This window comes from Myxococcus sp. SDU36, from assembly GCF_030168875.1.
GTDB lineage: Bacteria > Myxococcota > Myxococcia > Myxococcales > Myxococcaceae > Myxococcus > Myxococcus vastator.
This window is the reverse complement of record NZ_CP077414.1, coordinates 6,667,841-6,685,905: the sequence shown is the minus strand read 5'-3', so window position 1 is coordinate 6,685,905 and position 18,065 is coordinate 6,667,841. Positions and strand designations below refer to the sequence as shown.

The 18,065-nt window shown below is 70.1% G+C and carries 16 protein-coding genes; 7 read left to right on the top strand and 9 right to left on the bottom strand.

The features are described 5' to 3' along the window. The first annotated feature begins 5 nt into the window (after positions 1–5). Positions 6–1,673 carry a type VI secretion system contractile sheath small subunit gene (locus KGD87_RS27180; RefSeq protein ID WP_284663730.1) on the top strand — a complete coding sequence of 556 codons (1,668 nt, stop codon included), beginning with the start codon at positions 6–8 and terminating at the stop codon, positions 1,671–1,673. Positions 1,674–1,675: 2 nt separating this feature from the next. Here the strand turns inward: KGD87_RS27180 and KGD87_RS27175 are convergent, their stop codons facing one another. Together KGD87_RS27175 and KGD87_RS27170 are read right to left on the bottom strand one after the other, a co-directional pair. Continuing rightward, a complete protein-coding gene (locus tag KGD87_RS27175; RefSeq protein ID WP_284663729.1) occupies positions 1,676–2,206 on the bottom strand; it encodes a GNAT family N-acetyltransferase in 531 nt (176 codons plus the stop codon). A 104-nt stretch (positions 2,207–2,310) separates the two neighbouring features. Beyond that, a complete protein-coding gene (locus KGD87_RS27170; protein ID WP_284663727.1) occupies positions 2,311–3,558 on the bottom strand; it encodes a phospholipase D-like domain-containing protein in 1,248 nt (415 codons plus the stop codon). Positions 3,559–3,744: 186 nt separating this feature from the next. On the opposite strand from KGD87_RS27170, the gene KGD87_RS27165 reads away from it, so the two are divergent. After that, positions 3,745–4,437 carry a hypothetical protein gene (locus KGD87_RS27165; protein WP_284663725.1) on the top strand — a complete coding sequence of 231 codons (693 nt, stop codon included), beginning with the start codon at positions 3,745–3,747 and terminating at the stop codon, positions 4,435–4,437. Between the two features lie 154 nt (positions 4,438–4,591). Then, on the top strand, positions 4,592–4,762 hold the full coding sequence (locus KGD87_RS27160) for a hypothetical protein (protein WP_284663723.1): 171 nt from the start codon (positions 4,592–4,594) through the stop codon (positions 4,760–4,762). Between the two features lie 98 nt (positions 4,763–4,860). Here KGD87_RS27160 and KGD87_RS27155 read toward each other — a convergent pair whose 3' ends face one another. Both KGD87_RS27155 and KGD87_RS27150 read right to left on the bottom strand, forming a co-directional pair. Continuing rightward, on the bottom strand, positions 4,861–6,081 hold the full coding sequence (locus tag KGD87_RS27155; protein ID WP_284663721.1) for an ABC transporter permease: 1,221 nt from the start codon (positions 6,079–6,081) through the stop codon (positions 4,861–4,863). A 19-nt stretch (positions 6,082–6,100) separates the two neighbouring features. Further along, a complete protein-coding gene (locus tag KGD87_RS27150; protein WP_284663720.1) occupies positions 6,101–7,327 on the bottom strand; it encodes an ABC transporter permease in 1,227 nt (408 codons plus the stop codon). Between the two features lie 256 nt (positions 7,328–7,583). Here KGD87_RS27150 and KGD87_RS27145 point away from each other — a divergent pair, with 256 nt between their 5' ends. From KGD87_RS27145 to KGD87_RS27130, 4 genes are all read left to right on the top strand, one after another. Next, on the top strand, positions 7,584–8,870 hold the full coding sequence (locus KGD87_RS27145; RefSeq protein ID WP_284663719.1) for a type II toxin-antitoxin system HipA family toxin: 1,287 nt from the start codon (positions 7,584–7,586) through the stop codon (positions 8,868–8,870). Next, entirely contained in the window at positions 8,867–9,259 is a 393-nt protein-coding gene (locus KGD87_RS27140; protein ID WP_284663718.1) for a hypothetical protein, read from the top strand. Before KGD87_RS27145 ends, KGD87_RS27140 begins: the two co-directional genes overlap by 4 nt. A gap of 208 nt (positions 9,260–9,467) precedes the next feature. Next, positions 9,468–11,210, top strand: coding sequence for an MDR family MFS transporter (locus KGD87_RS27135; RefSeq protein WP_284663717.1), 1,743 nt, complete (start codon positions 9,468–9,470; stop codon positions 11,208–11,210). A gap of 9 nt (positions 11,211–11,219) precedes the next feature. Beyond that, positions 11,220–12,134, top strand: coding sequence for a phosphotransferase family protein (locus KGD87_RS27130; protein WP_284663716.1), 915 nt, complete (start codon positions 11,220–11,222; stop codon positions 12,132–12,134). A gap of 1 nt (position 12,135) precedes the next feature. Here the strand turns inward: KGD87_RS27130 and KGD87_RS27125 are convergent, their stop codons facing one another. The 5 genes from KGD87_RS27125 to KGD87_RS27105 all read right to left on the bottom strand — a co-directional run bounded on the left by KGD87_RS27125 (position 12,136) and on the right by KGD87_RS27105 (position 17,894). Next, positions 12,136–12,462, bottom strand: coding sequence for a hypothetical protein (locus tag KGD87_RS27125; protein WP_284663714.1), 327 nt, complete (start codon positions 12,460–12,462; stop codon positions 12,136–12,138). 160 nt (positions 12,463–12,622) lie between these two features. Next, the gene (locus KGD87_RS27120; protein WP_284663713.1) at positions 12,623–14,122 is read right to left on the bottom strand and encodes a M20/M25/M40 family metallo-hydrolase; all 1,500 of its coding nucleotides are present in this window, start codon (positions 14,120–14,122) and stop codon (positions 12,623–12,625) included. A gap of 254 nt (positions 14,123–14,376) precedes the next feature. Continuing rightward, on the bottom strand, positions 14,377–14,844 hold the full coding sequence (locus KGD87_RS27115) for an NUDIX hydrolase (RefSeq protein WP_284663712.1): 468 nt from the start codon (positions 14,842–14,844) through the stop codon (positions 14,377–14,379). Further along, on the bottom strand, positions 14,841–16,031 hold the full coding sequence (locus KGD87_RS27110) for a DUF2380 domain-containing protein (RefSeq protein ID WP_350099967.1): 1,191 nt from the start codon (positions 16,029–16,031) through the stop codon (positions 14,841–14,843). Before KGD87_RS27110 ends, KGD87_RS27115 begins: the two co-directional genes overlap by 4 nt. A 567-nt stretch (positions 16,032–16,598) precedes the next feature. Beyond that, positions 16,599–17,894: a serine/threonine protein kinase gene (locus KGD87_RS27105; protein ID WP_284663709.1), complete on the bottom strand. Its 1,296-nt coding sequence runs from the start codon at positions 17,892–17,894 to the stop codon at positions 16,599–16,601. Between the last annotated feature and the right edge of the window lie 171 nt (positions 17,895–18,065).

Below are 18,065 nucleotides of genomic sequence, written 5' to 3'. Positions count from 1 at the left end.
GGGACATGAGCCAGAACGGAAGCAGTGCCGAGAGCGCGCGCGTGCGCTGGCTGGTGGTGGGTGCCTTCTCCCCGTCCCCCTCGGGCCGGCGCTTCCCTCTCACGGTGAACACCTTCGGCGATGAGCTCACGCGCGCCGCCAGCGGGCTCCGCGTCACCGTGGCCGACCGGCTGGGAGCAGGTGACACGCGCACCGTCGAGCTGTCCTTCGACCGGCTGCGCGCCTTCAGCTTCGCGGACGTCATCACCCGCGTCCCGGAGCTGCGCGCGCTGCAGCACCTGCACGAATCGCTGGCCACCTCCGACCCGCTGCGCACGCTGACGCCGGAGGAGGCCGCCACGCGCGTGGCCACCGTCACCGGGCCGGGCCGCCTGCCGGACGCGGTGGCCGAGGCCCTGCGCGCCGTCTCCGCTCCGCCGCCCGCCCCCACCGCTCCGGCCGAGCCCACCGAATCCAACGAGGACCTGGTGGAGACGCTCCTCAGTCGCGCCGACGCGGGCACGCCCGCCGCCGCGTCCCGCGCGGTGGATGCCTTCCTGCGCGCCCTCAATCCGCGCGCGCCCGCCACGCCCGCGCCCGTCGTCACGCCGGAGGCCGCCACCCGGCAGACGGCCCGAGATTTGGTGGAAGAAGCGCTGCTCCTCACGGCGAAGGACCTGCTCGGCGCCGAGCCCGTGGCCCCCCTGGAGTCCGCGTGGCGCGGCCTCAAGTGGCTGCTGGACCAGGTGCCCGCGTCCTCGGGCATCACCGTGGAGGTGCTGGACGTGGCGCGCGCCGGGCTGCTGGACGCCGTGCAGGGCGCGCTGGACGCCGAGCCCTTCGAGCGCCCCGACGCCGTCTTCCTCGCGGATGCCACCGACGACGTCGCCCTCCTGGGCAGGCTCGCGGCGCTGGGCGAGCGCGCGCAGCTCCCGGTGGTGGCCGCCGTGTCCGCGCCGCTGCTGGGCGTGGCGCAGGCGGAGCTGGCCGTGGCGCTGGAGGAGGAGCGCGAACAGGTCTCCGAGGCCTGGACGGCGCTGCGCCAGGACGAGTCCGCGCGCTGGCTGTGCGCCGTCATCAACCGCGTGGTGGTGGCCAGCGAGGGTCGCGGCGCGGCCCGGCGCGTGAGCTTCACCAGCCCCGCGCTGGCGGTGGCGGCGATGCTGGCGGCCAGCTACCGGGACACCAGCGCCTTCGCGCGCATCATGGGCCAGCAGGGCGGCCTGAAGGCGCCGGCCCTGTGGGAGCTGCCCACCGGCCGCGACACCGGGCTCGGCATCCCCACTGAGCACTTCCTCCCCATCCGGGCGCAGGCGCGGCTGGAGGAGCGCGGCATCCTGGGCCTGGGCAGCGGGCGCAACGCGGACGCGGTGCTGCTGTCCGCCGCGCCCATGGTGTTCGGCGGGGGCTACGCGGTGCCGCTGCCCGCGCAGCTGCTCACCGGGCGCATCGTGCGCTTCGCCACCTGGGTGCGGGACCAGCTCCCCGCGGGCACGGGCGGCGACGACGTGGACGCCATCTTCTCGCAGGCCGCGGAGGTGTTCCTCTTCCGGGGCGCCACGGAGAACGGGCAGCTGCGCGGCCAGCTGGTGGCCACGGACAACGGCCGCGGCGTGCACGTCACCGCCACCGTCCGCCCGGAGCACGCGGGCACGCGCTTCCAGCTCGCCTTCACCCTGCCGCTGCGCGGCTGACGTCAGTCCTGCTTGAAGCGCAGCACGTAGCCTTCGAGGAACACCGTGGGCAGGTCCATGTCCCCCACGGGTTCGCGCACATAGCCGCGCCGCAGGTACATGCGCCCCACGCCCTCCGCGCCCCTTCGGACGTGGAGGCACACGGCGTCCACGTCCCACTGGCGGGCCAGGGCCTCGGCGGCGTCCATGAGGGGCCGGGCCAGCCCGGTGCCGTGGTGACTCACGGCGGTGGCCAGGCCGCGCAGGTCGGCGGCGTTGGGCAGCCAGGCCTCGGAGCCCGGCGCGCCCGGCTTGAAGAGCGCGACGGTGCCCACCACCCGCCCGTCCACCTCGGCCACCAGCACGGTGGCCACCTCGCGCCGGGACGCGACGTCCCGCAGCGCGCGCTTGCGCTCGTCGCCATAGACGACGTCCGGGAGCTTCTTCGCGTACTGGGTGAGGAAGGCCTCCACCAACAGCTCCCCCACCACCGCGTCATCCTCGGGCCGTGCCTCGCGAACGAGGGCCCGCTCCACGACATGCCGGGTGTCCATGGCCCGACTCTACGACTGGCCGCGCGCCCGCGCGATTTCGCCCCTGTCAGCCCCGCTCATGCCTGCGTGCAGGCCGACACTGGGACGGCGTCACCACGCGCGGGTCAGAGATAGTTGCCGATGAACCACGGCAGCCGCTCGCCCAGCTTCTGCAAGAGCCCGCGCTGCTTCCACCCGCTCCAGTGAATCTCCCGCGAGTGGCGTAAATCTTTCTCGAAAGACGCGGCGAGCTGCGCCGCCAGCGCCGCATCCTCCACCACGACCGAGCACTCCTCCAACGTCGTCAACGCCAATGGGTCCAGGTTGGTGGAGCCCACGACGGAGAGCGAATCATCCACGAGCATCGTCTTGGAGTGCATCATGGACAGCTCGTACTCCCAGATGCGCACGCCGCCTTCCAACAAGCGCGCGTAGGACGCCCGCTGCGCCGCGTGCACCGGGGCGACGTCGTGGTGCCGCCCGGGCACAATCACCCGCACGTCCACGCCCTGCTTCACCTTCTCCAGGAGCATGTCGCTGATGGCGTCGGAGGGGATGAAGTACGAGTTCGCAATCCACAGCCGCTCCTCCGCCGCCGCGATGGTGAGCAGCGTCATGCGCCGCGCGTCCGACAGGAAGCGGTTGTCCGTGCTGGCCACGAAGCCCGCGCGCGCGTCCCCCGCGTAGCGCGGCTCCGGGAAGTCCGTGGCCGGCAGGAAGTCTCCACCGGCCTCCTGCCAGTTCTGCGCGAAGGCGACCTGCATCTCCTTCACGGCCGGGCCCTCCACGCGGATGTTCATGTCGCGCCAGTACTCCTCGCTCTGCGCATTCCCCATCCAGCTCTTCCAGATGCCCCAGCCGCCGGTGATGCCCACCTCGCCATCCCGTACCACCAGCTTCCGGTGGCTCCGCGCCCGGAGGCGGACCGCATCCAGGGCCGCGAAGTCCCCTTGGATGGGCCGGAAGTAGCGCGCGTCACAGCCGCTGGCCGCCAGCGCGGGAATCACCGCCTCGAAGTTGACGCTGCCCAGCGGGTCCACGAGCACGCGACACGCCACCCCGGGCCGCCGCGCCGCCAACGCCCGCACCAGCCGGTCCGACGGCTCCCCGGGCCGCCAGATGTAGCTGGTGATGTGGATGCTGGAGTGCGCGGCGAGGATCTCCTCCTCGATGGCGTCGAAGATGAAGCCGTTCTCCACCAACTCCACGCGGTGGCCCGGCACCAGCGCCACGCCCAGGGACTGAAAGAACGCGAGCGAGCGCGCCTCCGGGCTGCTCCCCGGCAACGCACGCAGCCGCAGGTCATGCCGGTGATTGGGAGCGGGACACCCGGCGACAATCAACACCACGGGCACGAGCCAGGCGAGCTTCACCGCCGGAAGCTAAGCGCCCATGGCACGTGGCGCACCTGCCGATGTCTCACGGAAGACACCCCATGGCCTCCAGGCGGCCCCAACTCCACAGGAGGGTGGAAGCCCCCGCCCCGCGTGCGCACCTTCGGGACACACCGCGTGTCGCCAATGCCCAACGTGCCTTCCCACCGACGCCATGACACCCTCGTGTGCACGCTGCTGCTGGGCTGCCTGTGGCCCACCTGGAGTCACGCGGCCGCCGCGGACGCACCGCTGCGCGACACACCCCCTTCCGAGCCTCGTTCCAGGTACTTCGACACGCCCGCCGGCACGTCACCGGAGAGAGCGGCCGTGCCCACGTACATCGAACCGGAGGACGTCCCGCTCCCGAAAAGAGCGTGGGTGGCGCACGGCGGGCTCGCGCTGCTTCCCGTGGCCGGCGTCTGGGGCGCCAGCCGCGTGGGCGGAGACACGCGCGTGGGCGCCACGGCGGCACAGACGGCGTCGGGGATGCTCCTGGGCGCCATCCCCTCGCGGCTCCTCTTCTTCCGCCCGGCGGCGCCCAGCCCGGGGCGGTGGATGGAGCTGGAGACCGTGGCCTTCGGCGGTGGCTTCGTGCTGACCCCGCCCCTGACGGCGCTCGGGACGTGGGGCCTGGGCGAGCTCGCCTTCGGCAAGAGCCACCACCCGGGCCGCGCCTACCTGGGCGCGCTCGGCGGCGCGGCGCTGGGCACGCTGTTGGGCGTCATCGTCCACGAGGCCCTGGTGAAGCTGTCCAAACCCAGCGCCCGCTTGAAGAGCGGCCGTCGGCTCATCGCCCTGGGATTCATCGGCGTGGGCGCGACGTTGGGCTATCAATGGGCAGGCGGCGGACCTCGCCCAGATGGACGCACGCAATAGTTCCGCTGCGTCTGTTTTACACACACGCGTTGTGCACCACCCAAGCCCTTGCAGTCTCAGACGCAGTGCGTGTGACACGCGGCGCATTGTGATTGTCAGACCTGGGCTCCACACTCCGCCGCGCTGTACGGACACCGCCGCTGGAGAGACCTTCATGACTGCTCGCAAGCACCTCCGAATCGCCGTCGTCCTCACCGCCGCCGCCGCCGTGCTGGGCCTGGGAATCACCATGACGCCGGCCACGGCCGTCGCCAACGACTGCCAGCCGCCCTGCTGGAAGGACCCCTTCACCGGGAAGTTGATTTGCGGCACCCCGTGTCCGTAATCCCCGGACGCACGCGCTGAAACACCTGGGGCCTCCTGCCGCACCGCGCGGAGGAGGCCCCGTTTCATTCCCAGCCGCCGCGCGGCACTGGCGTGGCGTCAGTCCGTCCGCATGGCCTCCACCGGGTCCAGCTTCGCGGCGCGCGCGGCCGGGTAGATACCGAACAGCAGGCCCACGCCGCTGCTCATGGCCAGCGACAGCACCACCGCCCAGGCCGGCACCTGCGCGGGCAGCCCCACCATCCACTTCGCCAGCTGCGCCAGGCCCATGCCCATGCCCACGCCCAGCACGCCCCCCACCAGGGACAGCACCACCGCCTCGATGGCGAACTGCGCGAGGATGCGCCGCTTCTTCGCCCCCAGCGCCTTGCGGATGCCAATCTCCCGGGTGCGCTCCGTCACCGCCACCAGCATGATGTTCAGGATGCCGATGCCGCCCACCAGCAGCGACAGCATGCACACGCCGAAGCTGGCCGCGGAAATCACCTTCGAGATGTTGTTGAACATCTCCGTGGCGCTCTCGTTGGAGAACACGAAGAAGTCATCCTCTTCCAGGGGCTTCAGGTTGTGGCGCCGCCGCATCAGCAGCGTCACCTCGTCCTGCGCGCGCTGGAGCACCTCCGCCGACTGCGCCTGGATGCTCACCCGGTAGTTGCGCACCCCGAACAGCGCCTTGTAGACGGACAGCGGCATCATCACCTGGTTGTCCTGGCTGCCCCCGCCCATGAAGCTGCCGCGGCGCTTGAGCGTGCCAATCACCCGGAAGCTGCGCCCCAGGATGCGGATGTTCTGCCCCAGGGGCTGCACGCCCGGGAACAACGTGTCCGCCAGGTCCTGGCCAATCACCGCCACGCGGCGGCCGTCCAGGTACTCCGCGTCCGTGAAGGGCCGCCCGAACTCCACCACCACCGAGTTCGTCTGGAAGTACTCCGGCGTGCCGGCCCACACCGTCACGTTGGGGCGCGACTCGCGCTGCGGCGTGGTCACCTTCTGTCCACCCTTGGAGTCCTCCGCCGCCGCCAGCAGCACCGACGGCTGCAGCCGGATGGCCTCCAAGTCTCCTTCGTTCAGCCGGGGCCGCCGCGCCAGCTCCGCCAGGGACAGGTTTCCGCCGAAGGGCAGCCGCTGCACCTGGAAGCAGTCGGAGCCCAGCTCGGACATGCTCTCGTTCACCTGGATGCGCAGGCCCTCGATGAGCCCCATCATCGACACCACCGTGGTGGCGCCGATGACGATGCCCAGCAGCGTCAGGAAGGAGCGCAGCAGGTTGGAACGGAACGTTCCGAACGCCAGCCGCAGGGTGTCCCAGATTGCCATCATCGCCGCCGTCTCCCGTCCGTCACTCGTGGCGAAGCGCTTCCACCGGGTCCAGGTTCGCCGCCCGCGCCGCCGGCCAGATGCCGAACAGCAGCCCCACCATCGCCGCGAACCCCACGCCGGCCACCACCGTCAGCGGCTCCACCGCCGCCGCCAGCGGCGTAATCAAGGACACGATGCGCGCCAGCCCCAGGCCCACCACCGTCCCCAGGGTGCCGCCCAGCGCGGACACGCACGAGGCCTCCATCAGGAACTGGAGGATGATGGTGCGCTTGCGAGCCCCCAGCGCCCGCCGCACGCCAATCTCCCGCGTCCGCTCGCGCACCGACACCAGCATGATGTTCATGATGCCGATGCCGCCCACCAGCAGCGTGATGAGGCCCACGCCCGTGGCCGCGCCATAGAGCGCCCCGGTGAGCTGCGCGTACATGTTGGCCAGCTGGTCCGGCCGGTTGATGGCGAAGTCGTCCGGCAGTCCCGGCGGCGTGTTGCGCTCCCGACGGAGCACCGCGGTGAGCTTGTCCACCACCGCCGGCGCATGCTCCGGCGACGTGACGGCCACCGCGATGTTGGGCGAGCGCTTCTTGCCGTACTGCGCCAGGAAGGTGCGGAAGGGCACCATCACCACCAGGTCCTGGTTCTCTCCCAGGATGGTGCCCTTGGCCTCCAGCGTCCCCACCACGCGGAAGGGCTTGCCCTCGAAGAGGATGCGCTGCCCCACCGGATTCACGCCGGGGAAGAGCGAGCGCACGAGCTCCGCGCCGATGACGGCCACCTGCGCCCGGTTGTCCACGTCCGCGTGGGTGAGGAAGCGGCCCCGCTCCAGGGTGAATGAGCTCACCGTGGCGTAGTCCGGCGTGGTGCCCACCAGCACCACCGAACCGATTTTGCGGTCCAGGAAGCGGGCCTCCACGCGCTCGAAGAAGAGCGGCGCCGCGGCCAGCACGTGCTCGGACGCGTTGAGGATGGGCGGCACCAGGTCCGCGCTCAGGTCCTTGCGGTTGCGGTACGTCCACCAGTCGCCGTTGAGCGTCCAGGGGAACTTCGAGATTTGGAGCGTGTTGGCGCCAATGCTCGAAAGCTGGTCCTCGAAGGAGCGGTTGATGCCCTGGATGATGCCGACAATGGCCAGCAGCGTACACACGCCCACGCCAATGCCCACCGTCGTCAGCACGGTCCGCAGGCGGTTGGAACGCAGCGAGAACAGCGCGATGCGCGCCCCCTCCCACACATCGACCCGGATGCTCACGTCAGATTCTCTCCGCTGCGTTGGACGTCGCGCTGTTGCTACGCGCCCCGGAACGGGTGATTGCACGCGACATTCCCTCGGCGCAAACCCAGCGTGCTGGAAACCCGAGTGGGGACCGCAGGTTCAGTGGGGAGCCTGCTCGGCACTTGAGATAGACCGTTATAACGGACTAGCGGAGGCCCACGGGCCCATTTAAATCCGTTTCAATGGATTAAAACCCCGGTCTGAGTCTACAACATCCGTTATAACGGATGACATGAAGCTCCATCTGGAGGCGCTCATTGACGGGGTATGGCAGCGGGCGGCGCACCTGGAATTCTCGACAACCCGAGAGGGGCGACGTGGCGGCTGCACCTTCGAGTACGACTACGACTACCTCGTTCGGTGGATCGCCGAACCGCCACCATTGGCGGCGGTGAGCCTCAAGCTCCCGGTCGAGTTCGGCCCCAAGGTCTGGCGCCGTTGGCCCGCGTTCCTCGATGACCTGCAACCCATGGGGAGTGCCCGCCGCTGGTGGCTGCGGCGACTGAACCTCCCTGATGAAGCGGCGAGTGACATCGACATCCTTTGGCAAGGCACCATTGCCCCCATCGGCAACCTCCGGCTCGAGGAGGCCGTTCCCACGAGGAAGGAGCCGCCTCAGCGGTTCCCTCTCCAGGCCGTCATCAACGGCGAGCACGCCTTCATCGAGTACGCAGCCAGCGCCGGAGAACAAGTCGGAGGCGCGACAGGCGCCGGTGGAGATTCTCCGAAGCTCCTGCTCCGCTGCGACGACACAAACCAGGTGTGGATCGACGTCTGGCAGGATGACCCTGCCTGCCCGGATCGGCACTATCTCGTCAAGTTCGCGCGCAGCCGCGACGAACGCGACCGGACCATCCTCCGGTCGGAGTACGTTTATTACAAAGCGCTCGCGGAGCTTGGCTTCGAAACGATTCCCCAAGAGGGGCTCGCGCTTCACGAAGGCCCTTCAGGCCCGAGCCTCTGGCTCCCCCGCTTCGACGTCGCGCGACGAGACGGCCGCGAGCTTCGGTTCGGACTCGAATCCATCTACTCACTGCTTCTGGCCGAGCCAGGCTCCTACCAGAAACATCAAGCGGCATTGAGCGCACTCCAGCACGTCGTCCCCGACACAGACTGGCCGACGACGCGCCTCGAATACCTGAAACGGGACCTGCTGAATCAGGTGTTCGGCAACTCGGACAACCACTGCAGGAACATCGCCGTGCTCAAGACGGACAGCACCGTCCGGCTCGCGCCCATCTTCGACTTCGCGCCGATGAAGATGGACCGCGAAGGCATCACCCGCACCACGACATGGGAAGGATACGAAGCCGGTGGGGACGTCAATTGGAATGAGCTGCTCCGAAGCTTCGGTCAAGATGAGACCTTCTTGCGCGATGGCCTCCACGACCTCGCCTTGCGCCTTCGTCGTCTCCCTGAGCTCCTCGCCGACCTCGGGCTACCGGGAGAGACGCTGGACTTCGCGGGGCTCGGCCTTCGCGGCACCGAAAAGCGCCTCCGCGCGTGGGGACTCCTGTGAAGCGCGCCGACGTCGCCCGGATGACCTCGCTCGAACGAAAGGCGCTCATGGAAGAGCTCGCCGCGATGGTCGCCAGCGGTGAGCTCAGTCTCGGCGACGCCTCGCGAATCCTTCGCGGCACGATGCTGGGAATGGACCGGAAGACCTTCGCGCACGCGGTGAAGCTCTCCACCAGCGTCGTCGCGAAGCTCGAGGACGAGCCAGACGCGAACCCGACGCTCGAGACGCTCAACAAAGTCTTCGCGCCGTTCGGAGGAAAGGTCGCGTTGACGTTTCCCCGCCTCGAGGAGCCACCTCCCCTTGATGATGCGGAGAAGCAGCGTCGAGCGATGCTCCGCGCCGCGCTCGCGAAGAGCAAGCGGCAGCGGCGGCGCTCGACAACACAGTAAGCCGCTCAACAACGGGGCATGAAGTGCTTGCCCGGTGAGGGACTTCTCCCGGCCCGAGGCCCCCTCACGGCACCGGAAAGGCCACAATCCCACCGCCGCACGGGAACAGCGGGTGCCCCGCACAGGGGCCTGGCCGGTGGTCTTCTGATAGGAGCATCCCCACCTTCCCCCCGGCATCCCGTCCATGTCCTGGGAGCCACCGCGACACATGGCCCCGCCCGCCGCTTCCACCCCCGCCGCTGCGCCGTCCGTCTTCCCGGCGTTCACGCGCTCCCAGAAGGTCTTCACCTTGCTGGGCGCGGTGCTGGGGCTGCTGCTCGCCGCGCTGGACCAGACGATTGTCGCCACCGCGGGGCCGGCCATCCAGGCGGACCTGCGAATCCCCGCCTCGCTCTACCCGTGGCTCACCACGTCGTACTTCGTCGCGTCGACGATGATGGTCCCCGTGTGGGGCAAGCTGTCGGACCTGCTGGGCCGACGCGCGGTGTTGGCCGCGGGCATCCTCATCTTCCTCGCGGGCAGCTTCCTGTGCGGGGTGGCGCGCACCACGGTGGCGCTCATCCTCTTCCGCGCCGTTCAGGGGCTGGGCAGCGCGGCGCTGTTCACCGCCGCGCTGGCGGTGGTGGCCGACCTCTTCGAGCCGCGTGAGCGCGGCAAGTACCAGGGCCTCTTTGGCGCCGTGTTCGGCCTGTCCAGCGTGGTGGGGCCGCTGGCCGGTGGGTTCATCACCGACCACCTGGGCTGGCACTGGGTGTTCTTCATCAACCTGCCCGTGGGCGCGGTGGCGCTGGCGCTGGTGCTGGCGCGCATGCCTCGGCTGAAGCCCCACCGTGAGGCCCGGGGTGGGCTGGACGTGACGGGGGCGCTGGCGCTCGCGGTGGCGCTGGTGCCGCTGCTGCTGGCGCTCAGCCTGGGGCAGCAAGACGGCGGCGATTGGGCCTGGTCATCGTGGCGCATCCTGGGCCTGTTCGCGCTGTCGGCGGCGGGGCTGGTGGCCTTCCTCTGGGCGGAGCGGCGCGCGCCCGAGCCCCTGCTCGACTTGAAGCTGTTCCGCCTGCGGGCCTTCAGCGCGGGCAACGCGGCGGTGTTCATCGTTGGCGGAGCGTTCCTGTCGGGCGTCGTCTTCCTGCCGCTGTTCATGGTGAACGTGGTGGGGCTGTCGGCGACGCGCGCGGGGCTCACCATCATGCCGCTGACGCTGGGCGTGGTGGCGGGGAACGTGCTGAGCGGGCAGCTCGTGTCCCGGGTGGGCCGCTACAAGGCGCTGCTGCTGGGCTCGCTGGTGCTGCTGATGGCGGGCTTCGCCATCATGGCCTTCACGCTGACGCCGGACTCCACCCAGGCGGAGGTGACGGCGAAGATGGTGCTGGTGGGCCTGGGGCTGGGGCCGTCCATTCCGCTCTACACGATGGCCATCCAGAACGCGGTGCCGCCAGAGCAGATTGGCGTGGGCACGGCGGCGGCCACGTTCTTCCGTCAGCTGGGCATGACGCTGGGCGTGGCGCTGCTGGGGACGGTGTTCGCGTCCACGCTGTCCTCGGAGCTGGAGGCGCGCATGGCGCAGGCGACCTCGGCGCTCCCGGACGCCGTGAAGGCCGAGGTGATGCGCGCCGCGCCGGGCGTCAGCGGCGAAGGCGGCCCCACCGGACAGGTGTTCCGCGCGGGTGAGGTGAAGGCGCGGGTGCGCGCGGAGTTCGATGCCCAGCGGCGGGCAGCCGTCGCCTCCGAGGCCCGGGCGAAGGTGGACGCGGAGGAGCGACAGGCGCTGGCGGCGGTGGACGCGGCGGACCGGGCGCTGAAGGTTGCGTTCACTCGCGGCGTCTCCGCCGTGTACCGCGTCACCCTGTTCATCGCCCTGGCGGCGCTGCTGGTGACGCTGTTCCTGCCGGAGCAGCACCTGCGCCGGAGGCACCGGCGCATCGAGCCACGTCCCCGCGTCCCGGAGCCGTAGAGTCACGGCATGGCCCACGACGCGCAACAGCCCCCCACGCTCACGGACGCGGAGGCCGCCGAGCACATCCACGCGCGGTTTCCCTCGCTCGCGACGGCGCGGGTCGTCCGCCTGGGCGAGGGCACGGACCACCAGGCCTTCGAAGTGGAGGGACGCTATGTCTTCCGCTTTCCCAAGAGCGACGAAGCCGCCGAGCACCTGCAGTGGGAGGCGCGCCTGACGGCGTGGCTCGGGCCCCGCCTTCCCCTGCCGGTCCCCGTCTACCGTTTCCTCGCGCACCCCGCCGCCGACTTCGCGGGCTACGAGAAGCTCCCCGGGACGCCCGCGCTCCTCGTCGAGCCCGGACGGCTCGACCTGTCGGGCCTCGGCCGCGGGCTCGGCGCCTTCCTGGGGACGCTCCACGCGCTCGACCCCGCCGAAGCCGATGCGCTCGGTGTGCCGGGAGACGACGACCCGGAGCTCGAAGCATGGTCAGCCGCCGCCGTGGACGACCTGCGCCTCGCCGTCGAACACGGCCATGTGGAACCGAGCCGGGCGGCGGACTGGGAGCAGCGGCTCAGGGTGCGTCCCACGGAGGGACGCGGCGCGCCCCGGCTGGTCCACGGCGACTTCGCCGCGGAGCATGTCCTGGTCGATGCCCGCGGTGTTCCCACGGGAGTCATTGACTGGAGTGATGCGTGCGTCGGAGACCCCGCGAGGGATTTGGCCGGCCTGCTCCACTGGGGCGGGGCGCCCTTGCTGGCCTCCGCGCTGGAGACGTATGGCGCGGTCAGCCCCGCCGTCCTCACGCGGGCACGGTGGTTCGCCGCCTGCCGCGCGGTGGCCGACATCACCTTCGGTCAGACGCAGGGGCGGCCGGAGTACCTCGCCGCCGGACAGCGGGCGCTCACCGGACTCGAGGAGCACCCGGCCTTCGGCGCGTAACTCAGGAGCCGCTGCAACGAACCTGGATGGGGTAGCTCTCCAGCACCACGCACTCGCCGCTGCTGCACTTGAACAAGTCACAGATTTCCGGGGACTGGACGCAGCGGACTTCGGGGCCCGAGCCCAGGTTGAACGAGGCGCAGGTGAGCCCCTCGGGACATTGCTTCTGCTCCCCGGTACACGCCGGACCGAGCACCTGTCCCTCCTTCAGCGACAGCCTGGACTCGGTCGACGTGGGCACCTCGCCCTCGGCGCCACGACAGCCCGCCAGGACGAACGCGGCGATGACCCACTTCAGCCCCGGAACACGCTTGCCTTGCTTCGCCATGAATGACCTCCCACGAACCAGTGATTGTCCGAGCCAAGCAAGACATACACCAACGCAGGCAAGACCCGTAAGTTGAGCAGCCACCTGCGTCACCCGTGTGACGCCGACGACGCCATGCTCCAAGGGGTGCCTCGGGAAACTGAGGGCGCCCAGGTCGCCCTCAGTTTCCCGAGGTCTTCGACTGCTGCACAGGCGCCGGCACAGGCCCACGCGGCGCCGGCGCTTCAGGGCGCGTGAGCGTGCCGGGCATCTCCGCCAGCGCGTACGTCATCCACGCCACGGCGGCGGTGCTGCGCGCCAGGTCCTGTGGGTCCACCTTGTCCAGCGTGTCCGCCTCCGTGTGGTGCACGTCGAAGTAGCGGCTGCTGTCCACCTCCACGCCGAAGAAGGGCACGCGCGCGGGCACCAGCGGGCTGATGTCCGCCCCACCCGCCTCACGCGCGGAGAACTGCGTCACGCCCAGCGCCGTCAGCGGCGGCAGCCACGGGCGCAGCAACGCCTGTCCACCCTCGCCCGAGCGCACGCTGATGCTTACGGGCCGCCCGCCGCCCGCGTCCATCTCCAGCGCGCCGACGTGCCGGGGCAGCTCCGCGGCGTGCGCCTCCGCGTAGGCCCGCCCACCGCGCAGGCCGTTCTCCTCGTTCATGAAGAGCACCACCCGCACCGTGCGCCGGGGCGCCTGCGGAAGCTTCGCGATGAGGCGCGCGGCCTCCATCACCATCACCACGCCCGCGCCGTCGTCGTGCGCGCCCGTGCCCACGTCCCACGAATCCAGGTGCGCGCCGATGAGCACGATTTCCCGCGGCTTCTCCCGGCCGCGAATCTCCGCCACGACGTTGGAGGAATCCGCGTCCGGCAGCTCGGAGCTGCTCAGCATCAGCTTCACGCGCACCGCGCCGCCCGCCAGCAGCCGGTGGAGCAGGTCCGCGTCCTCCGTGGACACCGACGCCGCCGGAATGCGCGGCCCCTCACTGGGGAAGTTCGTCGCGCCCGTGTGCGGCGTGCGCAGCGACGCGGTGGCCAGCGAGCGCACCAGCGCGCCCACCGCGCCGTGCTTCGCGGCGGCGGCGGGGCCTCGGGAGCGCAGCCCCGCGAAGCGCCCGTAGTCCGCGGCCACCGTCATGGTGTGGTTGAAGAAGACGAACTTCCCCTTCACCACCGCGCCCAGCGCTTCCAACTGCTCCAGCGACGTCACCTCCACCACCTCGGCGGTGAGGCCCTCGGGCGCGGTGGGCGGACTGCCGCCCAGGGCCAGCAGCGCCAGGGGGTGTCCGCGCGTGCGCTCGGAGGCCAGCACCTCGCCGGACGCCTCGCCTCGCACCCAGTGCGGCACCTTCACCGGCTCCAGCCACGCCTTCACGCCGTCGGCCTTGAAGGACCGCAGCGCCCACTGCACGGCGGCCTCGGCGCCCGGCGAGCCCGACAGACGCGGACCAATGCCATCCGTCAGCTCGGCGAGCCGCGCAAAGGCATGACCATCCGTGAGCGCGGGACCGATGAGCTTCTCCGCGGTCGCCTGCGCATACACGGGCGCGGCGCGCTTCGCGGTGGCGGCGGGCTTCGCCGGGGCGGCCTTGGGCGCCGACTTCGCGGCGGGTGCGGCTCCCGCAAGCAGTTGGAGCGCGAGGGAAGCGGGCAGGATGAAGGTGGCGACGGGCAAGGTTCCTCCAGGGGAGGCGCCCACTCTCCGCCGAGGCCCTGGGGCTCGCAAGCGACGATGAGCGTCACCTTCGCCAAGACACCAGGAAACACCAGGCAGGACGCGCTGTGACCCGCTGGAGCCTCGGTTTCGCTCGGAGACGTCATCCCGCCCGGTCCCATGTTGTTCCCCGGTGTGCCACCTCGAACCACAATGGAGGGGCACACTGGGGGCACATGGCGACTCCGCCTCTGAATCGCGGGCCCACTCTCCGTTCAGGCTTCCTCGTCGGGGAGGAGCGTCCGGAGAAATTCGTCGTCGGGGCCGAGCGGTCGCCAGCCAGCAGGGGGAGGGGTGGCAAGAAGGGCGTCGCCGGCCAGCCGAGCGCGCTCTTCGTGGGTCTCCGGAGTGTACGCAGACCATGAGCCAAGCGCCTTGGCGACCTTGAATCGGTTCGCGTCATCCAGCACGTCAGGCCAACCACTCGGAAGGCTCTGAGCCAAGAGGCGCACAAGCACATCACGGACAAAGCGCGTGACCTTCTTGCTCCGTTCCGCCTCAGCGAGCAATCCGCTCAACACCTGCACGGCAGCAACGTCATTGCCAAGCTCGTCGGCCAGGGCATGCAGAGGAACGGCAGGGCGCGCCTCGGCGAAAGCGGAGAGGGAATCGTAGCCTCGCTCGCGGACCCTCTCGTAGAGGCGTGCCTTGATGTTGCCCCGCCATGCCTCTCCACCGCTCATCGTCCTCTCCCGGGAGTGAAGTTCATCGGAATCCTGTAGTCCGTCATGCGGTCCGCGACGATGTCCAGGACCTCATTCCGCGTCAACATCCGGCCAGCCCTGGCCTCAGCGTCACGGAGAGCGTGCATGACCAGCCGGCTCCACTCACCGGGCCAGGTGCGCCCCAGCTTCCAGTTTCCCCCGCCATGAATCGCCTCATGGTGGGCCTGCTCCAGCCGCACGCAGAACTGGTCGATGTCCAGGTCCCCCTTGAAGCCGCGCGCCTCGAACCACGCACGGTGCTCTTTCGGCAGGACGTGATGCTTCGGAGCCTCGGACATGCCCGCGCCCGCTCTGCCTGTCACCCGCATACCGCGCACCTCTGGGCTGTCCCCCAGCGCATCGCGCACGCTCTTGGGCAGGTCCTGGTGCGCCTGCGCCATCATCACCTGTCCGCCGTGGATGCGGATGGCCGCGCTGACGGCTGGGAGGGAGAGGACGCCCGCCTGCACGAGCCCTCGCATCATCTCCACCCACTCCGCGGAGACGACAAGCCGCGAGCCCACCATGACGCCCCCCGGACTCATCACGAGCCCCACGCCGAGCGTCGCGGGTCCGGCCGGGGGCAGCCGGGGGAGTGACAGCTTCAGCGTGGAGACCATGGCAACCAGCTCCATCACCTGCGCCGCCACCATGACCTTGCCGCCGAACTCCATGGCCGAGCGCGCATCCCGATGAATCGCGTCGAACTCGTGGCTCAGCTCCCCCATCAGCGCGGGCATCGCGGTCGCCGCCCCTTCGACGCGCTCCGAGTCCCCCGAGGCGAGGTCGGCCAGGGAGGGCTCCATCAAGCCTTGGACGCGATGCAGGTCCACGAACAGCTTCTCGGAGCTGCACATGGGGCAGTCGCGGAGCAGGGCGTCCGCGAGTTGAAGGAAGTCCACCCACGCGGACAGCAACAGCGTTCCGAACATCGAGGCCTGGAGTCGAGGCCCCGACATGCGGAGGAGGCCCCGCTCCATGTCGGAATCCCCCACCTGCGACGCCACTCCCACCAACGCGGTGGCACTCCCCAGCGCGCCTCGGAGCCACACCCGTTGCCTGGCGCCGTGGTCAAGGTAGCGCGTGAACACCCCAGGGAGTCCCCGGCCACCGAAGGAGGGCGGACGCGACGCGAGCCGGGCGCGCGCGGCTTCGCTGCCCGCCATGGAGCGCTTCACCTCCTCGATGGCGTCGAGGACGGCCTGACGCGCCGCTGCGGCACTCCGCTCCCTACCTCCAGCAGTTCCAGACACGGCGCCAGGCCCGGCATCCGTTACGTCGTGACGTAGCCTCTTGCGGCGCAATCGTCGTTGGCTCACCTCGGGCCCTGAAATAGAGGACGGAGAAGCGTCCGAGGAGCGTGAGGGCTCATCGCTCGGCGCTTCGCCCCACGCGGGGGACGTGGCCTCGCGCGGTGTGTAGCGCAGCGTGCTGACACGCCCGGGAGCATGCGGCACCGAAGCGCATCCCGTGGCCAACAGCGCCACGACCAGCAGCAGGGCGTCAGCGCGCATGGTCCACCCCCAGCCTCACCGCGGCGAAGACGCTCAACCGCAGCGTCCCTTGCGCCGTGGGGAAGAGCAGCAACAGCGCGGACAGACACCTTCGCTTCCTGTGCATATACGCCTCCAGTGCGTGCCCCGGCCTGCGGCACGCGAAACACACGTCTCCCTGTCGGCTTGCGCTGGGCCGAGAGCAAACCCAGACAGGGTGAGAGGGATTGAGGGCCGCTGTTAAACGGTCGGCTGCTTCGTCGACGCGCGCCGGGAGCCCGCACCGGGCGCCGTTGACACATCGTCCGGGTGGAGCGCACCCACCGCCGCGCGACCTGCGCCTCCACGGAGTGACGGCGCTTCCGTCGTGCCCTCGTAGCCGCCCTGCCCATTGAGGACAGGGGGCGTGATTCCGCCCTCGTCGCTGGGCACCTCGAAGTCCCAGAGGCCCTCACTGGCGTCCGCGAGCGCCCGCTGAATCTCCTTCAATGCGTCCTCGCGTGAGTAGGGCCCCAGCCGCGCCAACTGGGTACGCAGGAGGACTTCCAGCTCGGTCGCCGTTCCGAAGCGTTCGGCGGGACTTCTGCGCAGCATGGTGTGGAGGATGTCTCGAAGCGGAATGGAGAGCCCTCGCGCGGCCTGCTCGACGTCGCCGGAGCGGAAGGCCATGGCACACCAGATGGCGTCTTCCGCGAAGTCGGGCAACTCCGCCACCACGGACGCCACCGAGGCAGAGAAGGCCTGCTCCCGCTCCGCCTCCGACATCCGCGCTTCCACTTCTTCAATGCGCACGTGGCCCGGGTCGTAGAGGTGTCGCCCGGTGGCGAACTCCAGCAGCGTCAGCCCCAGGGAGAACACGTCGGCCCGCGCGTCCACCACCTCGCCCAGCAGCAGCTCCGGTGCCGAGTAGAGGACCTCACCCTGGGGACGCGGCAGGGACGTGGCCAGCCGCCCCGAGAGGCGAGAGAAGGCCACGCCGAAGTCCGTCAGCCGCACCTCGCCATGAGGCCCCACGCGGATGCGCGCGGGGTTCACATCGCGGTTGACGATGCCCAGAGGGACTCCCGCGTCGTCCGTGCGCGCGTGCGCATAGGCCAGCGCCGCGGCGACCTCCGCGCCCACGTAGAGGATGAACGACTCGGAGAAGTAGCGCCCGCGCGCCTGGGCGACCGTCAGCAACGTGTTGAGGGACAGCCCCTCCACATGCTCCACCGCCACGCACAGGCCCTGCGCGATGTCATGGAGGCCATGGACGCGGGCGATGCCGGGGTGACGAAGGTACTGCGCCAGCCGGACCTCTTCTTCCAGGCGGGCTCGGGCGCGCAGGTACTTCTCCGTCACGTCCGTGGACTCCGGCGCCGGCAAGCACTTGAGCACCACGCAGTCTCCGAGCCCCTGAGGCGTGCGGAGCCGCGCGAGGAGGAGTTGCTCACCCACGCGCCCCTCCCCCAAGTCCCGGAAGAACTCGTAGGAGGTGTCACCGTGGGTGAACAGGACAACGCTCCCGGCGGGCCGAGAGTCAGACGGATGGGACATGGGCGGGAAGCTCCGAGTGCCCGCGCGAGAGGGATTCGCGCAAAGGCAACCTCAAGGTACCGCCAACCCACTCCGATTTGAACGACGTGTCAGGTCCAAAAACCCGGAAATCTCATTCACTGCAAGTGAATGAGAACAGGCCGGATTTGCAAAGCCCCTTTACATTCTCCG